This window comes from Rhizobacter koreensis, assembly GCF_013366375.1.
Classification (GTDB): domain Bacteria; phylum Pseudomonadota; class Gammaproteobacteria; order Burkholderiales; family Burkholderiaceae_C; genus Schlegelella_A; species Schlegelella_A koreensis.
This window is the reverse complement of the sequence record NZ_JABWMJ010000007.1, coordinates 182,350-200,086: the sequence shown is the minus strand read 5'-3', so window position 1 is coordinate 200,086 and position 17,737 is coordinate 182,350. Positions and strand designations below refer to the sequence as shown.

Annotated in this window: 18 protein-coding genes; 4 read left to right on the top strand and 14 right to left on the bottom strand. The window is 72.5% G+C overall.

The features are described from left to right. Positions 1-28: 28 nt before the first annotated feature. The 5 genes from HQN59_RS15880 to HQN59_RS15860 all read right to left on the bottom strand — a co-directional run bounded on the left by HQN59_RS15880 (position 29) and on the right by HQN59_RS15860 (position 4,318). Positions 29-1,444 carry an MATE family efflux transporter gene (locus tag HQN59_RS15880; RefSeq protein WP_176070096.1) on the bottom strand — a complete coding sequence of 472 codons (1,416 nt, stop codon included), beginning with the start codon at positions 1,442-1,444 and terminating at the stop codon, positions 29-31. After that, positions 1,441-1,908: a DUF3717 domain-containing protein gene (locus HQN59_RS15875; RefSeq protein WP_176070095.1), complete on the bottom strand. Its 468-nt coding sequence runs from the start codon at positions 1,906-1,908 to the stop codon at positions 1,441-1,443. The genes HQN59_RS15880 and HQN59_RS15875 overlap by 4 nt, the downstream gene beginning before the upstream one ends. Before the next feature lie 32 nt (positions 1,909-1,940). After that, positions 1,941-2,993 carry a selenide, water dikinase SelD gene (gene selD / locus HQN59_RS15870; protein ID WP_176070094.1) on the bottom strand — a complete coding sequence of 351 codons (1,053 nt, stop codon included), beginning with the start codon at positions 2,991-2,993 and terminating at the stop codon, positions 1,941-1,943. A 147-nt stretch (positions 2,994-3,140) separates the two neighbouring features. Further along, positions 3,141-3,617, bottom strand: coding sequence for a hypothetical protein (locus HQN59_RS15865; RefSeq protein WP_176070093.1), 477 nt, complete (start codon positions 3,615-3,617; stop codon positions 3,141-3,143). Between the two features lie 185 nt (positions 3,618-3,802). Further along, complete coding sequence (locus HQN59_RS15860; RefSeq protein WP_176070092.1) at positions 3,803-4,318, bottom strand: MgtC/SapB family protein; 516 nt, start codon at positions 4,316-4,318, stop codon at positions 3,803-3,805. A gap of 134 nt (positions 4,319-4,452) precedes the next feature. Here HQN59_RS15860 and HQN59_RS15855 point away from each other — a divergent pair, with 134 nt between their 5' ends. From HQN59_RS15855 to HQN59_RS15840, 4 genes are all read left to right on the top strand, one after another. Further along, complete coding sequence (locus HQN59_RS15855; protein ID WP_342451221.1) at positions 4,453-5,670, top strand: SUMF1/EgtB/PvdO family nonheme iron enzyme; 1,218 nt, start codon at positions 4,453-4,455, stop codon at positions 5,668-5,670. Positions 5,671-5,918: 248 nt separating this feature from the next. After that, positions 5,919-9,170, top strand: a complete 3,252-nt coding sequence (locus tag HQN59_RS15850; RefSeq protein ID WP_176070091.1) for a bifunctional diguanylate cyclase/phosphodiesterase — start codon at positions 5,919-5,921, stop codon at positions 9,168-9,170. Positions 9,171-9,312: 142 nt separating this feature from the next. Next, positions 9,313-9,675, top strand: a complete 363-nt coding sequence (locus HQN59_RS15845; protein WP_176070090.1) for a GFA family protein — start codon at positions 9,313-9,315, stop codon at positions 9,673-9,675. Between the two features lie 166 nt (positions 9,676-9,841). Beyond that, positions 9,842-10,573 carry a DUF3047 domain-containing protein gene (locus HQN59_RS15840; protein ID WP_176070089.1) on the top strand — a complete coding sequence of 244 codons (732 nt, stop codon included), beginning with the start codon at positions 9,842-9,844 and terminating at the stop codon, positions 10,571-10,573. A 41-nt stretch (positions 10,574-10,614) separates the two neighbouring features. Here the strand turns inward: HQN59_RS15840 and tolA are convergent, their stop codons facing one another. The 9 genes from tolA to ribD form a co-directional block, all read right to left on the bottom strand. Then, positions 10,615-11,739 carry a cell envelope integrity protein TolA gene (gene tolA / locus HQN59_RS15835; RefSeq protein ID WP_176070088.1) on the bottom strand — a complete coding sequence of 375 codons (1,125 nt, stop codon included), beginning with the start codon at positions 11,737-11,739 and terminating at the stop codon, positions 10,615-10,617. A 3-nt stretch (positions 11,740-11,742) separates the two neighbouring features. Further along, a complete protein-coding gene (locus HQN59_RS15830; RefSeq protein ID WP_176070087.1) occupies positions 11,743-12,174 on the bottom strand; it encodes an ExbD/TolR family protein in 432 nt (143 codons plus the stop codon). Between the two features lie 10 nt (positions 12,175-12,184). Beyond that, positions 12,185-12,874, bottom strand: coding sequence for a protein TolQ (tolQ, locus tag HQN59_RS15825; RefSeq protein ID WP_176070086.1), 690 nt, complete (start codon positions 12,872-12,874; stop codon positions 12,185-12,187). Next, positions 12,871-13,293, bottom strand: a complete 423-nt coding sequence (ybgC, locus tag HQN59_RS15820) for a tol-pal system-associated acyl-CoA thioesterase (RefSeq protein ID WP_176070085.1) — start codon at positions 13,291-13,293, stop codon at positions 12,871-12,873. Before ybgC ends, tolQ begins: the two co-directional genes overlap by 4 nt. Before the next feature lie 42 nt (positions 13,294-13,335). After that, a complete protein-coding gene (gene nusB, locus HQN59_RS15815) occupies positions 13,336-13,881 on the bottom strand; it encodes a transcription antitermination factor NusB (RefSeq protein WP_176070084.1) in 546 nt (181 codons plus the stop codon). After that, positions 13,878-14,342: a 6,7-dimethyl-8-ribityllumazine synthase gene (gene ribH, locus HQN59_RS15810; protein ID WP_176070083.1), complete on the bottom strand. Its 465-nt coding sequence runs from the start codon at positions 14,340-14,342 to the stop codon at positions 13,878-13,880. Before ribH ends, nusB begins: the two co-directional genes overlap by 4 nt. Then, positions 14,329-15,465, bottom strand: a complete 1,137-nt coding sequence (ribBA, locus tag HQN59_RS15805; protein ID WP_176070082.1) for a bifunctional 3,4-dihydroxy-2-butanone-4-phosphate synthase/GTP cyclohydrolase II — start codon at positions 15,463-15,465, stop codon at positions 14,329-14,331. Before ribBA ends, ribH begins: the two co-directional genes overlap by 14 nt. Before the next feature lie 284 nt (positions 15,466-15,749). After that, positions 15,750-16,376 (bottom strand): riboflavin synthase, encoded by a 627-nt coding sequence (locus HQN59_RS15800; RefSeq protein WP_176070081.1) that lies wholly within the window; start codon positions 16,374-16,376, stop codon positions 15,750-15,752. A 141-nt stretch (positions 16,377-16,517) separates the two neighbouring features. Beyond that, entirely contained in the window at positions 16,518-17,588 is a 1,071-nt protein-coding gene (gene ribD, locus HQN59_RS15795) for a bifunctional diaminohydroxyphosphoribosylaminopyrimidine deaminase/5-amino-6-(5-phosphoribosylamino)uracil reductase RibD (protein WP_176070219.1), read from the bottom strand. Positions 17,589-17,737 lie beyond the last annotated feature (149 nt).

The window sequence follows — 17,737 nt, the reverse complement described above, 5'->3', positions numbered from 1 at the left end:
GGGCTCGGGAGCTCGGCGGTAGGGGCGTCTACGCCGCCGTGGCCGGTGCCTCGACGCGCGCCGCGCGCTGGCGCCGCAGCAGCCGCGCCAGGTACCCCGCCATGCCGAACGCCGCGATGAAGAGCCCGGCGGTCGCGGCGACCCAGAACCCGCGCGCGCCGTGCAGCCAGGCCGGCACGCCGGCGATGCCGCCGAACACCAGCGCGTAGCCGCCGCCCAGGCCGACGCCCCAGATCGCGACCGCGTAGACCACCAGCGGCACGGTCGCGATGCGGTAGGCCCGCAGCACGAACGCGGCGATCGTCTGCGCGGCGTCGGCGAGGTGGAAGAGGGCGGCCCAGGCGAGCAGCGGCAGGGCGGCCGCGACGATCACCGGGTCGCTCGTGTAGAGCCGCGTGATCGGATCGCGCAGCACGAACACCGACGCCGCAACGCCGAGCGCGATCAGGGTGCCGAGCTCGAGCGAGTGCCAGGCGAGGCGCCGCGCGTCGCGGTGGTCGCCGGCGCCCACGCGCTGCGCGACCAGCGTGCTCGCCGCGTTGGCGATCGCGAGCGGCAGCATGAAGATCAGCGCGACCACGTTGACGGTGATCTGGTGGCCGGCGACGGCCGAGGTGCCGATGCGCGAGACGAAGAACGCCATGAAGGTGAAGCCGGTGACCTCGATCAGGATCGAGCCGCCCATCGGGATGCCGAGCCGCAGGAGGGCGCCGATCTCGGCACGGCGCGGCCGGCCGATGCCGCCGCCGAGCTCGAACGGGGCGTAGAACGGGTCGCGGCGCAGCATCCAGCCGGCCGCGAGCATCTGCAGCGCCATCACGATCGCGGTGGCGATGCCGCATCCGGGTGCGCCGAGGGCAGGGATCGCGAGGCCGGCGAGCGGCGCCGGCAGGTCGACGCCGAACACGAACAGCGCCGTCAGCGGCACCTTGACCACGAGCGCGCCGAGCTGCAGCACCATCACCGCACGCGGCCTCGACAACGCGATGTTGAAGCCGCGGTACGCGGTGAACAGCAGCGCCGGCGGCAGCGCGAACGCAAGTCCGGCGAGATAGCTGCGTACCTTGCCGGCGACCTCGGGCGGCGCGTGCGCGAGTTCGAGGAACGGGCGCGGGAACAGCAGCAGCGCGCAACCGACCACCGAGAGGCCGAGCGCGAGCCAGATCGCCTGGCGCAGCGTCTCGCCGCACTCGCGAAAGCGCCCGCCGCCGAACAGCTGGCCGCTGATCGGACCCACGGCGAGCACCACGCCCATGAGGCCGATGAAGATCGAGATGTACGCCGACGCGCCGATCGCGAGGGCGGCGAGGTCGAGCGCGCCGACGCGCGCGACCATCAGCGTGTCGACCGTGCTGAACGCGAGCACGGCGACCTGGCCGACGAACACCGGCCAGGCGAGCGGGGCGATGCGGCGGGCGGCGTCGAGCAGCGTCGGCCGCGTCATGCCGGCGGGTCGCTTGCCGGGGCGGCCGCTGCAGCGGCGGTCGGGGCCGCGGCCGTCGTGACGTCCGGGGCGCGTTCGGCGTAGCGGTTGAAGCGCCAGGCGGTGCCGTCGAGCGTGATGCGGCGCCACGTCGTGCGCTTTTCGGCGGGCGTCATGCGCGGCCAGTGCTGCACCTCGTCGAAGGTGCGGCCGCAGCCCTTGCAGACCGCGTCGCCCTGCGTCGTCGAGCAGATCGCGATGCAGGGCGCGTCGGGCGTCGTCGCGTACCAAGCGAGCCAGGCGTCGTGCGCCGCCGGCGGCATCGACGCCTCGTCGCAGCCTTCCTCGTGGTAGTAGACGAGGAGGGCGTAGACCTCGGCGAGCGCCAGCACCTCGCGGCATGCGGTGATGCCGTCGGGCGAGGGCGAGCGCTCGCGCCACCAGTTGATGGCCGCCTCGATGTCCGTGATGTGGATCGCTGCCATGGCGGCGCGCGGCCGAAGCGGTCCGGCGCGGCTCAGCGGACGACGAGCTCGGCCGGCCCCGCCTCGACCGCGCCGATGACGGCGGCGCTCGCGAAGCCTTCGCGCTTGAAGATGTCGAGCACGCTCGTCACGGCATCGGGCGCGCAGGCGACGAGCAGGCCGCCGCTGGTCTGCGGGTCGGTGAGGAGGGCCTGGTCGACCGCTTCGAACCCGTCCGGCAGCACGACCTCGGCGCCGTAGCTCGCCCAGTTGCGCGCCGACGCGCCGGTGATCGCGCCGCCTGCCGCCAAGGCGCGCGCGCCTTCGATCAGCGGCACCTGCTCCCAGTTGATCGCGACGCGGCAGCCGGCGCCGCGCGCCAGCTCGAGCGCGTGGCCGGCGAGGCCGAAGCCGGTGACGTCGGTGAGCGCGTGCACGCCGGCGAGCTCGGCGAGCGGGACGCCCGGCGTGTTGAGCCGGGTCGTGCTGGCGATCATGCGGTCGTAGCCGGCGCCGTCGAGGCGGTCCTTCTTGAGCGCGGCCGACAGCACGCCCACGCCGAGCGGCTTGCCGAGCACCAGCGCGTCGCCGGCGCGCGCGCCGGCGTTGCGCTTGACGCGGTCGGGGTGCACGAGCCCGAGCACCACCAGGCCGTAGATCGGCTCGACCGAGTCGATCGAGTGGCCGCCGGCGACCGGGATGCCCGCGGCGGCGCAGACGGCGCGGCCGCCTTCGAGGATGCGGCCGATCGTCTCGAGCGGCAGCACGTTGATCGGCATGCCGACCAGCGCCAGCGCCATGATCGGCCGCCCGCCCATCGCATACACGTCGCTGATCGCGTTGGTCGCGGCGATGCGGCCGAAGTCGTACGGGTCGTCGACGATCGGCATGAAGAAGTCCGTCGTCGCGACCAGCGCCTGCTCGTCGTTCAGGCGGTAGACCGCGGCGTCGTCGGCGGTCTCGATGCCGACCAGCAGCTCGGGCGGCACCGGCAGCCCGGCGCTGCCGCGCAGGATCTGCGAGAGCACGCCCGGCGCGATCTTGCAGCCGCAGCCGCCTCCGTGCGACAGCGAGGTGAGACGGACGGGAGCGGGCGAGGTCGACATGGCGCGGGACGGACGGAGATCGGGGAGGGCGCCTATTGTCGGGCGCGCCGCCGAGCGCGGCCCCGCGTCGCCGCCAGCGCCCCTACGAGCCCCCTCGAGCCGTCATCGGCCTTGCACGGGCGCGCCGACCCCCGCCCATGGCCGCGCTCAGCGCGCCGGACTCGCCGGGGCCGCGCTGCCGCCGGGAATGGTCGTGATGGTCGTCGTGGTGGTCGTCGTCTCGCGCAGCACGCCGCCGCCGGCGACGCTGCCCGAGGTCTGGGTGCGCTGGTTGGCCGCCTGCGGGCCCTGGATGCGCGCGACGCAGTCGGCGCGATCCTTGGCCGGCAGCGCGTTGCAGCGATCGGTCGCGTTGGCGTCGCGCGACGCGCCCGAGGTGCCGTTCGAGAGCTGGCCGCGACGTGCCTCGTCCTTGGCGGCGCCGGCCTCGCGCAGGCAGGTCGCGCGGTCCTGCTGCGACATGCCGCCGGTGCACACCGAGCGCTCCTGCTGGTAACGCGAGTCGGCGGGCGCCTTGTCGGCCGCGAAGGCGCCGGCCGCGGCGAGCGCCAGCGCGCTGCCGGCGAGCGCCGCGAGGCTGCGCACGCGCAGGGCCTCGATCCGGGTGTCGGTGGGCTTCGTCATCGTCGTCTCCTGGTGCGCCCGATGGGCAAGTGCGGCGAGATTAGCCAGCGCTTGGGAGCCTCGATGTAGGAAAGCGCCGTGCCGCCCCGTCCGGAGCCGGCGGGCGGGGACCGGCGGTCGGCGATCCGGCGAGGAGCCCGACGCGACCCGCGATCGGCTCGGCCAGTGGCGCGCCGCGCCGCGGCTCAGTCCTCGGTCGTCGCGTGCTCGTTGCGGCGCGCGCCCTGCTTGAGCTCGGCGTAGTGCTCCCAGCGCAGCACGAGGGCAAGGATGGCGAGCACGAACAGGGTCGCGATCACCGCGGTCATCTCGCGGCCGAGCCCGACCGTCATGCCGATCGCGGCGGTCGACCACAGTCCGGCCGCGGTGGTGAGCCCGCGCACCTGCCCCGTCTCGCTGAGCTTGATGACCGCCCCGGCTCCCAGGAAGCCGATGCCGGCGAGCAGGCCCTGGATGACGCGGCTCATGCCCTCGGCGTCGAGCCCGGCCTGCTGCGACACGAGCACGAACATCGCCGTGCCGAGCGCGACCAGCATGTGGGTGCGCAGGCCCGCGGTGCTCTCGGCGCGCTCGCGGTCGTAGCCGATCAGCGCGCCGAGCACGACGGCGAGCACGAAGCGCAGCACGATGCGCGTGAGCTGCTCGACGTCGGGGACATCGGAGAACTCGTGTTGAAGCGTGCGAAGCACCTGGTCCCACATGTGGCGACACCTCCCTGGCGAGCGGCCGAAGATACCCGACGCCGACCCCGCCGGCGTCCGAGCCCGGTAGCGGCGCGGAGCGCCCGGGCCGGCGGGCGCGCGGCGGTAGGATCGCCCCCACCCGCCGATCCGCCGTGCTCGACCTCCAGCCTTCCGAACTCGATTTCGCCCATGCGCAGAACGCGGGCAAGGGGCTGCTCTCGCTCGCGCTGATGGACGCGCGCAACCACACCCTGCGCTGGCTCGCCGCGTTCGAGTCGGCGCTCGGCCCCGAGCGGCTGGGCACGCCGGTCGTCGATGATCCGGAGCAGCGCTCGCCGCTCTGGCTTGCCGGACACGTGGGCTGGTTCCAGGAGTACTGGATCGCCCGCAACGCGCAGCGCGCGCGCGGCGAGCGGGCCGACGGCGCGCTGCCGCGCCTGCCGTCGGTGCTCGGCGGCGCCGACCAGCTCTACGAGCGGGCGAATGCGCCGGCGCCTGCCGACCTGCCGGACGCGCAGGCGACGCGGCAGTACCTGGCGGCGACGCTCGAGACCACGCTCGACCTCCTCGACGGCAGCCCCGAGACCGACGCGGCGCTCTACTTCTATCGCGTCGCGCTGTTCCATGAAGACCTGCAGTTCGAGGCGTTCGCGACGCTGGCCCAGACGATCGGCGTCGACACGAAGCTCGTGGCGACCGCGCCGACCACTGCGCCACGGCCGCCGTTGCTCTACCCGGCCGCGCGCTGGCGCGTCGGCAGCGCCGCCAGCGGCTTCGTGTTCGACAACGAGAAGCCGCCGCACGAGGTGGCGATCCCCGAGTTCGAGATCGACGCCCAGCCGGTCACCTGGGCCGAGTACGGCGAGTTCGTCGAGGACGGCGGCTACGACGAGGCGGCGCACTGGAGCGCGCAGGGGCGCGACTGGCTCGAGCGCAGCGGGCGACGCACACCGCGCCACGTCGACCAGATGCGCCACGGCGTGCTGCAGCGCCGCTTCGGTCAGCTGGTGCGGGTGCCGCCGAACCAGCCGGTGGTGCACGTCAACGCGTTCGAAGCCGAGGCTTGGTGCCGCTGGGCCGGGCGGCGCCTGCCGACCGAGGTCGAGTGGGAGGCCGCCGCGCGCCAGGGCGCGTCGCGCGGGTTCGCGTTCGGCGCGGTGTGGGAATGGACCGCGAGCACGTTCCGGCCGTACCCCGGCTTCGTCGTCGCGCCCTACCGCGGCGGCGCGCCGGCCGGGTTCGGGCGCACCCGCGTGCTGCGCGGCGCCTCGTTCGCGACCCGGCGCCGCCTGCTGAGCCCCACCTTCCGCAACTTCCAAGCGCCCGAGCGCGACGACGGCTTCTTCGGCTTTCGAAGCTGCGCGCTCTGAGTCGAGGCACGCCGCACCCGGGCTCGCCGCCGGGTGCCGATGGCGGTCGACGAAGCCTCGGACGGCCCCAAGGATGGCCCTGCTCAGGCGCGGGCGCTGGCACGGGCGTTGCGATCGATGGCCGCAGCACTCGGCGAGCCCGAAAGTTTTCGCTCACGGCGCCGAAAAGCGGAGGTGCAGCCGCTTCGGGTGGCCTTGCCACCGCTCGCCTCGCCCCATCTGCGCCACCGCCGCTGCAACGCCCACCGATGATCGCCTTCGTGACCCGACTGCTCGCCCGGTTCAGCGTCAGCCGCAAGCTGATGCTGATCTACCTGCTCGACCTGTCGGCGGTGATCTTCATCAGCGGGATCCTGATCCACGAGAAGTTCATCGCGATCGACTTCGCGCGCAAGGAACTCGCCGGCAACGCCTACATCGCCGAGGCGCGCGACGCCTTGCTCGCGATCGCGCGGCGCGAGCCCGGCGCGGCGAGCGGCTCCGAGCTCGAGCATCGGGCCGCGGCGATCGAGACGGCCGAGCGGCGCTGGGGCACCGGCATGCAGACCCTCGAGGCGAGCCGCGTGCTTGCCAACGAGCTGCGCCGCCTCGCCGCGCATGCCGGCGCGCCGCGCGTCGCGTCGGCGCCGGTGCAGCAGCACGCGCTCGAGCAGGCACGCGCGCTGATCACGCGGGTCGGCAACCAGTCGAACCTCATCCTCGACCCCGACCTCGACAGCTACTACACGATGTCGGTGGTGCTGCTGCGCTATCCCGAGCTGACCGAGATCGTCGCCAGCATCCACGAGCTGCTCGGCGCGTCGGCCGATGGCCGGCCGCTGCCGCCGCACGAGGCGAGCACGCGCTACCTCATCCTCGAAGGACGCCTGACGGCGGTCGCCAAGGGCATCGAGTCGGATCAGGCCGAGGGCTTCGCGGCGGCGTCCGATCCGCGCCTGGCCGCCGCGCTGCAGCCCGCGCAGACCGCGCTGATGGCGAGCATCGAGCGTTTCCGCGCGGCGAGCCGGGCCCGTCTCGAGGCCGCCAGCGCCGGCCCCGCCGCCGCGCCGCGCGAGGGTGGCGACGCCGGCGACGCGACGCCCCTGCGCAGCGCCGAACTCGCCCTGCTCGCGAGCCTCGAGCGCGCGTGGCAGGCCGGCTCGGCCGAGCTCGACCGCCTGCTCGAGGCACGCATCGACGGCTTCTTCGCGCGGATGTGGCTGCACCTCGGCACCGCGCTCGTGATGCTGCTCGTGCTGCTGAGCGCGGTGTTCTTCGTCGCCAGCCAGATCACGCGGCCGCTGCGCCGCCTCAGCGGCGTCGCCGAGCGGGTGCGCTCGAGCGGCGACTACGGGCTGCGCGCCCACTGGCAGAGCAGCGACGAGATCGGCCGCCTGGTGCGCGCGTTCAACGACATGCTGCAGCAGCTCGACCACCAGCGCGAGGTGCAGCAGGAGCTTGCCGCGACCACGCGCGCGTCCGAGGCGCAGCAGTTGCTTCTCGAGTCGACGCCGATCCCGATGGTGGTGACGGCGATCCCGGGTCACGAGGTGCTGCACGCCAACCGGCCGGCCGAAGCGTGGCTCGGCGGCCGCGCGACCGACCCGTGGGCGAGCGGCCTCGACGGCGCGGTGCGGCGCCGTTTCTTCCAGCAGCTCGCCGACCGCGAGCAGGTCGACGAGTTCGAGGTGCGCTGGAAGGGCGGCCGCGAGCCGGCGTGGGCGCTGCTCTCGGCGCGTCGCCTCATGTACCAGGGCCGCGACGCGGTGCTGACCGCGTTCACGCCGATCAACCAGATCAAGGTGATGGAGCGCCGGCTCGAGCTCTGGGCCAAGGTGTTCGAGGCGTCGTCCGAAGGGATCATGATCATCGACGGCGACCACCGGATCCTCTCGGTGAACCGCGCGTTCTGCCGCCACACCGACCACGAGGCCGGCGAGGTGCTCGGCGACCGGCCCGAGCTGCTGCTGACCGACGAGCACAGCGCGCGCTTTCCGGGCATCTGGCCGATCGTCGACCGGCGCGGCTCGTGGCAGGGCGAGGTGCAGGTGCGGCGCCGCTCCGAGACCAGCTACCCGGCGTGGCTCGTCGTCAGCGCCGTGCGCGACGGCCAGAGCGGCATCTCGCATTACATCTGGACCCTCCTGGACATCACCGACCGCAAGGCGAGCGAGGAGCGCATCCACTTCCTTGCCCACCACGACGTGCTCACGGGCCTGCCGAACCGGCTGCTCTTCACCGAGCGCCTGCGCATGGCGATGCAGCACGCCAAGCGCGAGTCGAACCGCGTCGCGGTGCTGTTCATCGACCTCGACCGCTTCAAGACGATCAACGACTCGCTCGGCCACCACGTCGGCGACGGCCTGCTGCGCTCGGTCTCGGCGCGCCTGCTCGACGCGGTGCGCACCGGCGACACGGTCAGCCGCCTCGGCGGCGACGAGTTCGTGATCGCGCTGCACGGCATCCAGGACGCCGACGAGGTGCTCGGCATCGTCGAGCGTCGCCTGGTGCCGCTGATCCGCCAGCCGCACGTCGCGGGCGGCGCCGAGCTGCACGTCACCTGCAGCGTCGGCATCTCGATGTACCCGGACGACTCGCGCGACCTCGACGAGGTGATGCGCCACGCCGACGTCGCGATGTACCAGGCGAAGGCGCTCGGCCGCGACGGCGTGCAGTTCTTCACCCCCGAGCTCAACGAGCGCGCGCACAAGCGGCTGCGCCTCGAATCGCGCCTGCGCCATGCGGCCGACCGGAGCGAGCTCGCCTTGCACTACCAGCCGCGCGTCGCCGCCGCGAGCGGGCGCATGGTCGCGGTCGAGGCGCTGCTGCGCTGGGACTCGCCCGAGCTCGGCTGCGTGCAGCCGGCCGAGTTCATCCCGATTGCCGAGGAGTCGCGTCTCATCGTCCCGATCGGTGCCTGGGTGGTGCGCGAGGCGTGCCGCCAGCATGCGGCGTGGAAGGCGGCCGGGTACGGCGCGATCCCGATCTCGATCAACGTCTCGGCGCTGCAGCTGCGCGATCCGGCGCTGGTCGGGACGCTCGATGCCGCTCTCGCCGAGTTCGGCGTCGAGCCGGCCGCGCTCGAGCTCGAGCTCACCGAGTCGACCCTGATGGAGGCCGTCGAGGAGACGCTGGCGCAGCTGCACGCGCTCAAGCGCCTGGGCGTCAAGCTCTCGGTCGACGACTTCGGTACCGGCTACTCGAGCCTGAATTACCTCAACCGCTTCCCGATCGACCGCCTGAAGATCGACCGCTCGTTCGTGCGGCGCGTGCTCGACGACCCGGCCGATCTCGCGATCACCCGCGCGATCGTCGGACTCGGTCACACGCTCGGCTTGCAGGTGGTCGCCGAGGGAGTGGAAACCGAGGCGGTTGCCGCCGAGTTGCGCGCGGCCGCGTGCGACGAGCTGCAGGGCTTCGTGTTCGCCCCGGCGCTGCCGGCGGCAGAGCTGATCGCCTGGCTGGTCGAGCGGCGCGCGAAGGTGGGCAGCGCGCTCGAGGCGGCGACTCCCACGATTTGACGCGGCGGGCGTGGGCGGACACGCCCGGTGGCACGAATCGGCGCGCCGCGCGCCGCGCGCCGCCGGCCGTCGACCGGCGCTCGTCCGGACGGGCCGATGTGCAAACATCGCGTCGCGCATTCCGCACGCCGCCCCTGTCGTCATGTCCGAACCCGCGTTGCAGACCTTCTTCGGCAGCTGCCATTGCGGCGCGGTGCGCTTCTCGATCGAGAGCGACTTTCCCGAGCTCACGACCTGCGACTGCTCGATCTGCCGGCGCAAGAACGCAGTGATGGTGAAGGTTCCGGAGAGCCGTCTGCGCCTCTTGGCCGGCGACGAGCACCTCACCGAGTACCGCTTCCACACCCACACCGCACGCCACTACTTCTGCAAGGTGTGCGGGATCTATCCCTTCCATCGAAAGCGCGTCACGCCCGATCACTTCGGGGTCAACGTGTTCTGCCTCGAAGGCTTCGACCCCGCCGGCATTCCCGTGCGCCAGACCGTGGGCGCTGGGATGCCCTGAGCAGCGGGCGGCGTGCTGGCGCCCATCGCGGGAGGGGAAGTGCTCGCGCCGGCACCGGCTGCAGGAGCGAGATTGGACACCTGGCGGCACTCGATGCGTGCCGCGGCGGCGCACTCGGCATGCCGCGTGCTCTCAACGCGGCCGACTGACTCTGGCCCGCTCCTGCATGCTGCGTCGCGTCCTCATCAGCATCTGCACTGCGCTCCCGCTCGCCTCCGCCAGCGCCGAGATCGCCGAGGTGCCGGCGCTGGAGCCGTTTCCGGAGGTCCCCGCGCCGTTCCCCGGGCCGTGGCACGTCGCGGGTCTGCCGAACCAGACCAAGCCGTTCACCCGCTTCGCGCTCGCCGAGCTCGACGGCCGGCGTGCGCTGCGCGTCGAAGCGGTGCGTTCGTTCGGCAATCTGGTGCATCCGCTCGCCGCCGAGGTCACGCACGCGCACCTGTCGTGGCAATGGCGCGTCGATCAGCTCGTCGATGGCGCGGACCTGCGGACGCGCGCCGGCGACGACGCGTCGCTCAAGGTCTGCGTGTCGTTCGACCTTGCGCTCGAGCGGGTGCCGTTCATCGAGCGCCAGCTGCTGCGCTACGCGCGGGCGCGCAGCCGCGAGCCGATTCCGGCCGCGACGATCTGCTACGTGTGGGACACCGGCCTCGCGCCAGGCACCCAGCTCGACAACGCCTACACGCGGCGCATCCGCACGGTGGTGCTCGAAAGCGGCGATGCGCACCGCCGTGAGTGGCTCAGCGAGCGGCGCGACATCGTCGCCGACTTCATCCGCCTGTTCGGCGACGAAAGCCGCGAGGTGCCGCCGCTGTTCGGCGTCGCGGTCGGCGCGGACGCCGACAACACGCAGAGCCGCAGCCTGGGGTATGTCGACGCGTTGAAGCTGGAGCCTTGAGTCGCCCGGCGCCGCCGGCATTGGCAGCCGGAGGGCGTCGGCTACTCGCGCGGCCGGAAATCGATCGACATGCTTGGCGGCACGCGGCCATCGATGTCCTTCGGCAGGACCTCCGTCTTCTCGATCGCGCGCAGCACCGCCTCGTCCCATGCGGCGTTGCCGCTGCTCTTGAGCAGCTTGCGGCCGACGATGGTGCCGTCGGGCGCGACACGTACCTCGATGCTGGCCGTCGGGTTGCCCTGCACGTCGCCGGTGAACACGATGTTCGGCTTGATGCGCGCCTTGATGCGGCCGGCATAACCCGCCGAGGGCCCCGACGAGCGCGCGGCGGTGCCGGGTGAATCGGCTTCGCCGTTGCCGGCGCGTTGCTGCAGGCGCGCGAGTGTCTCTGCGCGTTGCTTCTCACGTGCTGCCGCTTCCTTCGCCTCCTCGGCTTTGGCGCGCGCGGCTGCCGCCGCCCGCTCCGCTTCGGCTTTCTTCTCCGCCTGTTCGGCGGCCAGGCGCTTCTGCTGCTCGGCCTTGCGCTGTTCGGCCTTGAGCTGCTCGGCGCGTTCGCGCTGCGCCTGCTTCTGCTGCTCGGCGCGCTCGCGTTCGCGCTCGGCGGCCTGCTCGCGTTCGCGCTGCTGGGCGAGGCGCTGCTGCTCGCGCTGCTTCTCGCGCTCGGCGGCGCGACGATGCTCGGCGTCCTCGCGGCGCTTGTCCTCGCGCTCGAGGGCGGCCCGCTTGGCGGCGGCGGCCCGCTCGGCCTCTTCGCGGCGCTTTTCCTCGCGCGCGCGCTCGAGCGCGATTTTGGCGTCGGCCGCGCGGGCGTCGGGCGGCTTGGGCTGGGCCCGCGCAGCCGGCTCCGGCACCGCCCGCTTCGGCGGTTCGGGCGGCGGCGGCGGTGCGCGTCGTTCGACCGGCGGGTCGGGTCGCGGCGGCGGCGCGGGCGTGGGATCGGTGCGCGCGGGCGGCGGCGGCGTCTCGGCAGCGCGCGGCGCCGCCGCCTGCGGCACGCTGGCCCACAACTCGGCACTCGCACCCTCCGGGTCGCGGCTGCGCCAGTTGACGCCGATCGCGATCGCGACGATCAGCAGCGCATGGACCAGCAGCGCGAGCAGCGCGCCGGGGCCGTGCCCGTCGGTCGAGCGCGGTGCGAAGGCGTCGTGCGCGAGCTGGCCGCTCATCGTTCAGCCGCCGCCGTTCTTCACCGAAAGGCCCACGCGCTCGATGCCGGCCCGCTGCAGCACGTCCATCGCCTTCACGACGACGTCGTAGCGGACCCCCTTGTCGGCCGAGATCACGACCGGCGTCTTCGCGTCACCGGCCTGGGCCTGCAACACGCGCGCGCGCAGCGAGTTCATCGAGACGGCGTCGCCGCTGTCCTTGCCGTCGACCCTGAGGCGCAGGCTCTCGTCGCTCTCGACCACGAGCTCGATCACGTGCTCGGGTCGCTGCGCACTCTTGCCGACGCTCGGCAGGTCGATCATGCCGGTGGTGATGAGCGGTGCCGTGACCATGAAGATGATCAGCAGCACCAGCATCACGTCGATGAACGGGACCATGTTGATCTCGTTGATCGTGCGGCGGCGCGAGGCGGTGCGCTGGCTGACGGCCGGCATGGTCCCTCCGCTATCGGGTGGCGTCCGGCAGGCTGCCGGCGTTGCGCTGCAGGATGTTCGAGAACTCCTCGATGAAGGTCTCGAGCTGGATCGCGATGCGGTCGATGTCGCGCGCGAAGCGGTTGTAGGCGATCACCGCCGGAATCGCCGCGAAGAGGCCGATCGCCGTGGCGACCAGTGCCTCGGCGATCCCGGGAGCGACCGTGGCGAGCGTCACCTGCGTCATGTTCGAGAGGCCCACGAACGCATGCATGATTCCCCACACCGTGCCGAACAGGCCGACGTACGGCGACACCGAGCCGACCGAGGCGAGGAACGACAGGTTCGACTCGACGCTGTCCATCTCGCGCTGGAAGCTCGCGCGCATCGCGCGGCGAGCGCCGTCGAGGAGGGCGCCGCCGTCGGTGACGCGCTTCTCGCGCAGCTTGAAGAACTCGCGCATGCCCGACGCGAAGATGCGCCCCATCGGCGCGCGCTCGGGCTGGCGGATCGCATCGTCGTAAAGGTCGTTGAGGTTCTTGCCGGCCCAGAAGTCGCGCTCGAACTCCTCGTTGCCGGCGCGCACCCGACGCAGGCCGACGAGCTTGCCGAAGATCACCGTCCAGCTCGCGAGCGACGCGAGCATGAGGCCCGCCATCACCACCTGGACGACGAAGCTCGCCTGGGTGACGAGCGTGAGAATCGAAAAATCCTGGTTCATCGGGAACCCGTCCTCAGGGCATCCAGCACATCGTTGGGAATACGGCTCGGCCGCAAGGTTCCGGCGTCGACGCAGCCGACCCGGATCGTCGCGTCGACCAGCAATTCAGGGCCCCGCCGCGCCTGCTGGGCGAAGCGCATGCTGGCCTGACCGGCATGGACCACGTCGACGCTCACGTCGATCACGTCGTCGAGGCGCGCCGGTGCGCGATAACGCAGGGCGGTCTCGGTCACCACGAAGACGATGCCGCGCCGGGTGCGCAGCGCTTCCTGCTCGACGCCACGGGTGCGCAGCCATTCGGTGCGCGCGCGCTCGAAGAACTTGAGGTAGTTGGCATAGAACACGATGCCGCCGGCGTCGGTGTCCTCCCAGTAGATGCGAAGCGCGGTGCGGAACACCGCATCGGCCGCCTCGCTCATGCGGGGGCCGCGAGCCCCGGCCCGGCACGACGCGGCATGCGGTCAGCGCCCCGGGCGCGCCGGCCGCGCGCCGCGTGCGTTGCGCGCCGCCTCGACCTCGACCGCGCGCAGCTCGATCGCCGCCTTGTCGAGCACGCCATTGACGTACTTGTGGCCGTCGGTGCCGCCGAAGCTCTTGGCGAGCTCGACCGCCTCGTTGATCGCGACCTTGTACGGGATCTCGATGCAGTGGGTGAGCTCGTAGCAGCCGATCATCAGCACCCCGTGCTCGATCGGCGAGAGCTGCGAGGTCTTGCGGTCGACGTGACGCGCGAGCAGCGCGTCGATCGTCGCGGCGTCGCGGATGCAGCCGTGCAGGAGCTTCTCGAAATGCGCGCGATCGCACTTGGCGAAGTCGGCCTGCTCGCGCACGTGGGCGTCGATCAAGCCGGCGTCCGAGCGGCTGACCAGCCACTCGTAGAGGCCCTGCAGCGCGAACTCGCGCGAGCGTCGGCGTGCCGACTTCGGCTTGGCGACCTTGGCAGCGACACCCGCATCGTCGGCGCGGGCGTCGACCTCGTCGTTGCCGGGTTGCACGGGCTCGCTCATCGCAGGCTCTCGAGAAGGTTGGCCATCTCGACCGCGACCCGCGCGGCGTCGCGGCCCTTGTCGGCGGCACGCGCCCACGCCTGCTGCTCGTTCTCGACCGTGAGCACCGCGTTGGCGATCGGCACCCCATGGTCGAGGCCGACCCGCGTGACCGCGGCGCCGCTCTCGTTGGCGACGAGCTCGAAGTGGTAGGTCTCGCCGCGGATGATGCAGCCGAGCGCGATCAGCGCGTCGTAGTCGTCGGTCTCGGCAAGCGCGGCGAGCGCGACGCCGATCTCGAGCGCACCCGGCACCGTGACGTGGCGGACGTCGGCCGGCGCGACGCCGAGGGCGTGCAGCTCGGCGAAGCAGCTCTCGGCGAGCTGGCCGGTGATCGGCGCGTTGAAGCGGGCCTGGACGATGGCGACGCGCAGACCACTGCCGTCGAGGTCGCCCGGCGCTCCGAGGTCAGCCTGCTGCATGCGTCTCGGCGAGCGGCATCGCGAGGGTTGGTTCGTCGGCGATGAAGCCGACCACCTCGAGGCCGTACCCGGTCATGCTCGGCATGCGGCGCGGGCTGCCGAGCAGCTCCATGCGGCCGACGCCGAGCTCGCGCAGGATCTGTGCGCCGACGCCGTAGGTGCGAAGGTCCATGCGGTCGGCGGGGCCGCGCGCGCCGCGGCTGCGCGCCAGCACGTGCGGCAGCAGATCCTCGACGCCTTCACCGCAGTTGAGCAGCACCGCGACGCCGTACGGCCGCGCCTGCAGCGCCGCCAGGGCGCGCGGCAGCGGCCACGAATGGTCGCCGGGGCCGGCGTCGAGCAGGTCCATCACCGAGAGCGGCTCGTGGACGCGCACCGGCACGCTGTCGCCGGCGGACCAGCGGCCGTGCGTCAGCGCGAGGTGCAGGCCGCCGGAGCGATCGCGAAACGCGGTGCAGTCGAACTCGCCCTGCGCGGTGAGGAGCTTCCGCTGGCCGAGGCGGTCGATCAGCGACTCGTTGCGGCTGCGATATTCGATGAGGCTCGCGATGGTGCCGATCTTGAGGCCGTGCGTCTCGGCGAACGTCATGAGGTCGGGCAGGCGCGCCATCGTGCCGTCCTCGTTCATGACTTCGCAGATCACCGCGGCCGGCGTGAGACCGGCCATCGCGGCGAGGTCGCAGCCGGCCTCGGTATGTCCGGCGCGCATCAGCACGCCGCCGTCCTGCGCCTGCAGCGGGAAGATGTGACCCGGCTGCACCAGGTCGCTGGCCTTAGCGTCGCGCTTGACGGCGGCCTGCACCGTGCGCGCCCGGTCGGCGGCCGAGATGCCGGTGGTCACGCCGGTCGCCGCCTCGATCGACACCGTGAAGGCGGTGCCGTGGCGGGTGCCGTTGCGCGTCGTCATTGGCGGCAGCTGCAGGCGTTCGCAGCGTTCGCGGGTGAGCGTGAGGCAGATCAGGCCGCGCCCGAAACGCGCCATGAAGTTGATCGCGTCGGGCGTGACATGGTCGGCCGCCAGCACGAGATCACCTTCGTTCTCTCGGTCTTCCTCGTCGACGAGGATCACCATGCGACCCGCTGCCAGTTCGGCAACGAGCTCGGGAACCGGGGAAATCAGCATCCGCGATTCTATGCACGGGGCTTGGGGGGGTGCTGCGGGAGGGGCAACGCGCAGCACGCGGGTGCGTCGCTCGACTGCCCCGATGGTCCGGGTGCGCCGCTCGCTCCGCGCAACGACTCCGCTTGACGAACGGCGCTGCGACGTGGGTGCGGGGACCCGGGCGCCCGGGCGACCGGGCTGCGGGCTCGCACCTCGAGATGATCCGGGTGCGATTGGCCTCGGGGCAGCGCGGTCGCGGACGGACCGGCGTCGCTCGTTCGGTGACGGCCGAACGGGTCGGCGCCTCAGCCGATCCGGCGTGCCTCGAGCATGCGATCGACGTAGCGCGCGATGAGGTCGATCTCGAGGTTGACGCGGTCGCCGACCGCGAGCGCGCCGAGCGTCGTCGCGGCGAGCGTGTGCGGAATCACGTTGACGCTGAACGTGCACGCGTCGGCGCGATCGACGACGTCGTTGACGGTGAGGCTGACGCCGTTGACCGCGATCGAGCCCTTGCGGGCGAGAAAGCGCGCCAGCTCGCGCGGCGCGTCGACGCGCAGCTCGGTCGACTCGCCCACCGGCGCGAAGTGGCTGATCCGGCCGACGCCGTCGACGTGGCCGCTCACCAGATGGCCGCCGAGGCGCTCGTTGGGACGGATCGACTTCTCGAGGTTCACCGGGCCGACCGTGCCGAGCCCCGAGGTCTTGTCGAGGCTTTCGGCCGACACGTCGATCGCGAAGCGGCTGCCGTCGCGGTCGAGCGCGACCGCGGTCATGCAGGCGCCGTTGATCGCGATGCTGTCGCCGATCTGCACGTCGTCGAGGTAGCCGGGCGGCGCTTCGACCGTGAGGCGATTGCCGTGCTCGGCGCCGCTGCCGAGCGCGCGCACGTCGACGATGCGGCCGAGCGCGCTGATGATGCCGGTGAACATGGCGTCGATTGTGTCAGCGGACGGCAGAAGGACTTGCCGTACGCGTCACGCGGGTCGGAGGGGCGCGGCTGGCTGCGTACCGGCGGCGCGCTCGCCTTGAAGTGCGTTGACCGCTCGGCTGGCCGGGTGCCGCTGCGGGCGTCAGCCAGCAGGCCGCGCCAGGATCCGCAGGTCGTCGCCGATCGGCGTGACGTCGACGAAGCGCAGCTGCACGCCGTCGGTGAGCGACTCGAGCGGGCCGAAGGTCGCGAGCTCGCGGCCGAGGCCGAGCAGCTTGGGCGCGACGTAGACGAGGTACTCGTCGACGAGGCCTTCGCGGATGAACGAGCCGTTGAGCTTGTGGCCGGCTTCGACGTGCAGCTCGTTGATGCCGCGGCCGCCAAGGTCGTCGAGCATCGCGGCGAGGTCGACCTTGCCGTTCGGCCCCGGGACGGCTTCGATCGCGACGTGGCGGGCGCGCAGCTCGGCGGCGCGGAGCGGGTCGGGTTGCGCCGTGTAGACGAGCGCCTCGCCGGGCGCGTCGAGGATGCGCGCGGCCGGATCGATGGCAAGGCGCGAGTCCACCACCACCCGCAGCGGCTGCACGGCGGTGTCGACGAGACGGACGTCGAGGCGCGGGTCGTCGTCGCTGATCGTGCCGACCCCCGTCAGCACGGCGCCGGCGCGCTTGCGCCAGGCGTGGCCGTCGGCGCGCGCGAGTGGCCCGGTGATCCACTGGCTCCGGCCGTTGGCGAGTGCGCTGCGCCCGTCGAGCGACACCGCGACCTTGAGGCGGAGCCACGGCCGGCCACGCTGCATGCGCGAGAAGAAGCCGATATTGAGCTCGCGCGATGCCTCGGCGCCCGCCCCGCTGACGACCTCGATGCCGGCGTCGCGCAAACGCTGTGCGCCGCCGCCGCCGACGGGGTTGGGGTCCTCGACGGCGTAGACGACGCGCGCGATGCCGGCCGCGACGAGGGCATCGCAGCACGGCGGCGTGCGTCCGTGATGGGCACATGGCTCGAGCGTCACGACCGCGATCGCGCCGCGCGTCGACTCGCCTTGCGCGGCCGCATCGCGCAAGGCCATCACCTCGGCGTGCGCCGAGCCGGCGGCCTGCGTGTGGCCGCGCCCGATCACGCGGCGGCCAGCGCCGAGCAGCACGCAGCCGACGCGCGGGTTGGGGTCGCTGACGCCGATCGACGCGCGCGCGAGCTGCAGCGCGAGGTCCATGGCGGCGAGTTCGGCGGAGGAGATCGGGGCAGTGGTCACCCGCGCATTTTCACGGCTGAGCTCGGGCTGATCTGACCGCTGATGCGGCAACGTCGCCGACGCAGCGTCAAGGCGCTGGTCACGGACACGAGCGTCACCGCATCTCCCAG

Coding starts and splice junctions, on each gene's coding strand:
- ribH (WP_176070083.1), bottom strand. CDS start 14,342: ATGCAGCAGGCTGACCTCGGAGCGCCGGGCGACCTCGACGGCAGTGGT.
- HQN59_RS15880 (WP_176070096.1), bottom strand. CDS start 1,444: ATGACGCGGCCGACGCTGCTCGACGCCGCCCGCCGCATCGCCCCGCTC.
- HQN59_RS15850 (WP_176070091.1), top strand. CDS start 5,919: ATGATCGCCTTCGTGACCCGACTGCTCGCCCGGTTCAGCGTCAGCCGC.
- HQN59_RS15875 (WP_176070095.1), bottom strand. CDS start 1,908: ATGGCAGCGATCCACATCACGGACATCGAGGCGGCCATCAACTGGTGG.
- HQN59_RS15830 (WP_176070087.1), bottom strand. CDS start 12,174: ATGCCGGCCGTCAGCCAGCGCACCGCCTCGCGCCGCCGCACGATCAAC.
- HQN59_RS15860 (WP_176070092.1), bottom strand. CDS start 4,318: ATGTGGGACCAGGTGCTTCGCACGCTTCAACACGAGTTCTCCGATGTC.
- nusB (WP_176070084.1), bottom strand. CDS start 13,881: ATGAGCGAGCCCGTGCAACCCGGCAACGACGAGGTCGACGCCCGCGCC.
- HQN59_RS15800 (WP_176070081.1), bottom strand. CDS start 16,376: ATGTTCACCGGCATCATCAGCGCGCTCGGCCGCATCGTCGACGTGCGC.
- ribBA (WP_176070082.1), bottom strand. CDS start 15,465: ATGCTGATTTCCCCGGTTCCCGAGCTCGTTGCCGAACTGGCAGCGGGT.
- tolQ (WP_176070086.1), bottom strand. CDS start 12,874: ATGAACCAGGATTTTTCGATTCTCACGCTCGTCACCCAGGCGAGCTTC.
- tolA (WP_176070088.1), bottom strand. CDS start 11,739: ATGAGCGGCCAGCTCGCGCACGACGCCTTCGCACCGCGCTCGACCGAC.
- selD (WP_176070094.1), bottom strand. CDS start 2,993: ATGTCGACCTCGCCCGCTCCCGTCCGTCTCACCTCGCTGTCGCACGGA.
- HQN59_RS15865 (WP_176070093.1), bottom strand. CDS start 3,617: ATGACGAAGCCCACCGACACCCGGATCGAGGCCCTGCGCGTGCGCAGC.
- ybgC (WP_176070085.1), bottom strand. CDS start 13,293: ATGAGCGAGGCGGCCGATGCGGTGTTCCGCACCGCGCTTCGCATCTAC.
- HQN59_RS15840 (WP_176070089.1), top strand. CDS start 9,842: ATGCTGCGTCGCGTCCTCATCAGCATCTGCACTGCGCTCCCGCTCGCC.
- ribD (WP_176070219.1), bottom strand. CDS start 17,588: ATGGACCTCGCGCTGCAGCTCGCGCGCGCGTCGATCGGCGTCAGCGAC.
- HQN59_RS15845 (WP_176070090.1), top strand. CDS start 9,313: ATGTCCGAACCCGCGTTGCAGACCTTCTTCGGCAGCTGCCATTGCGGC.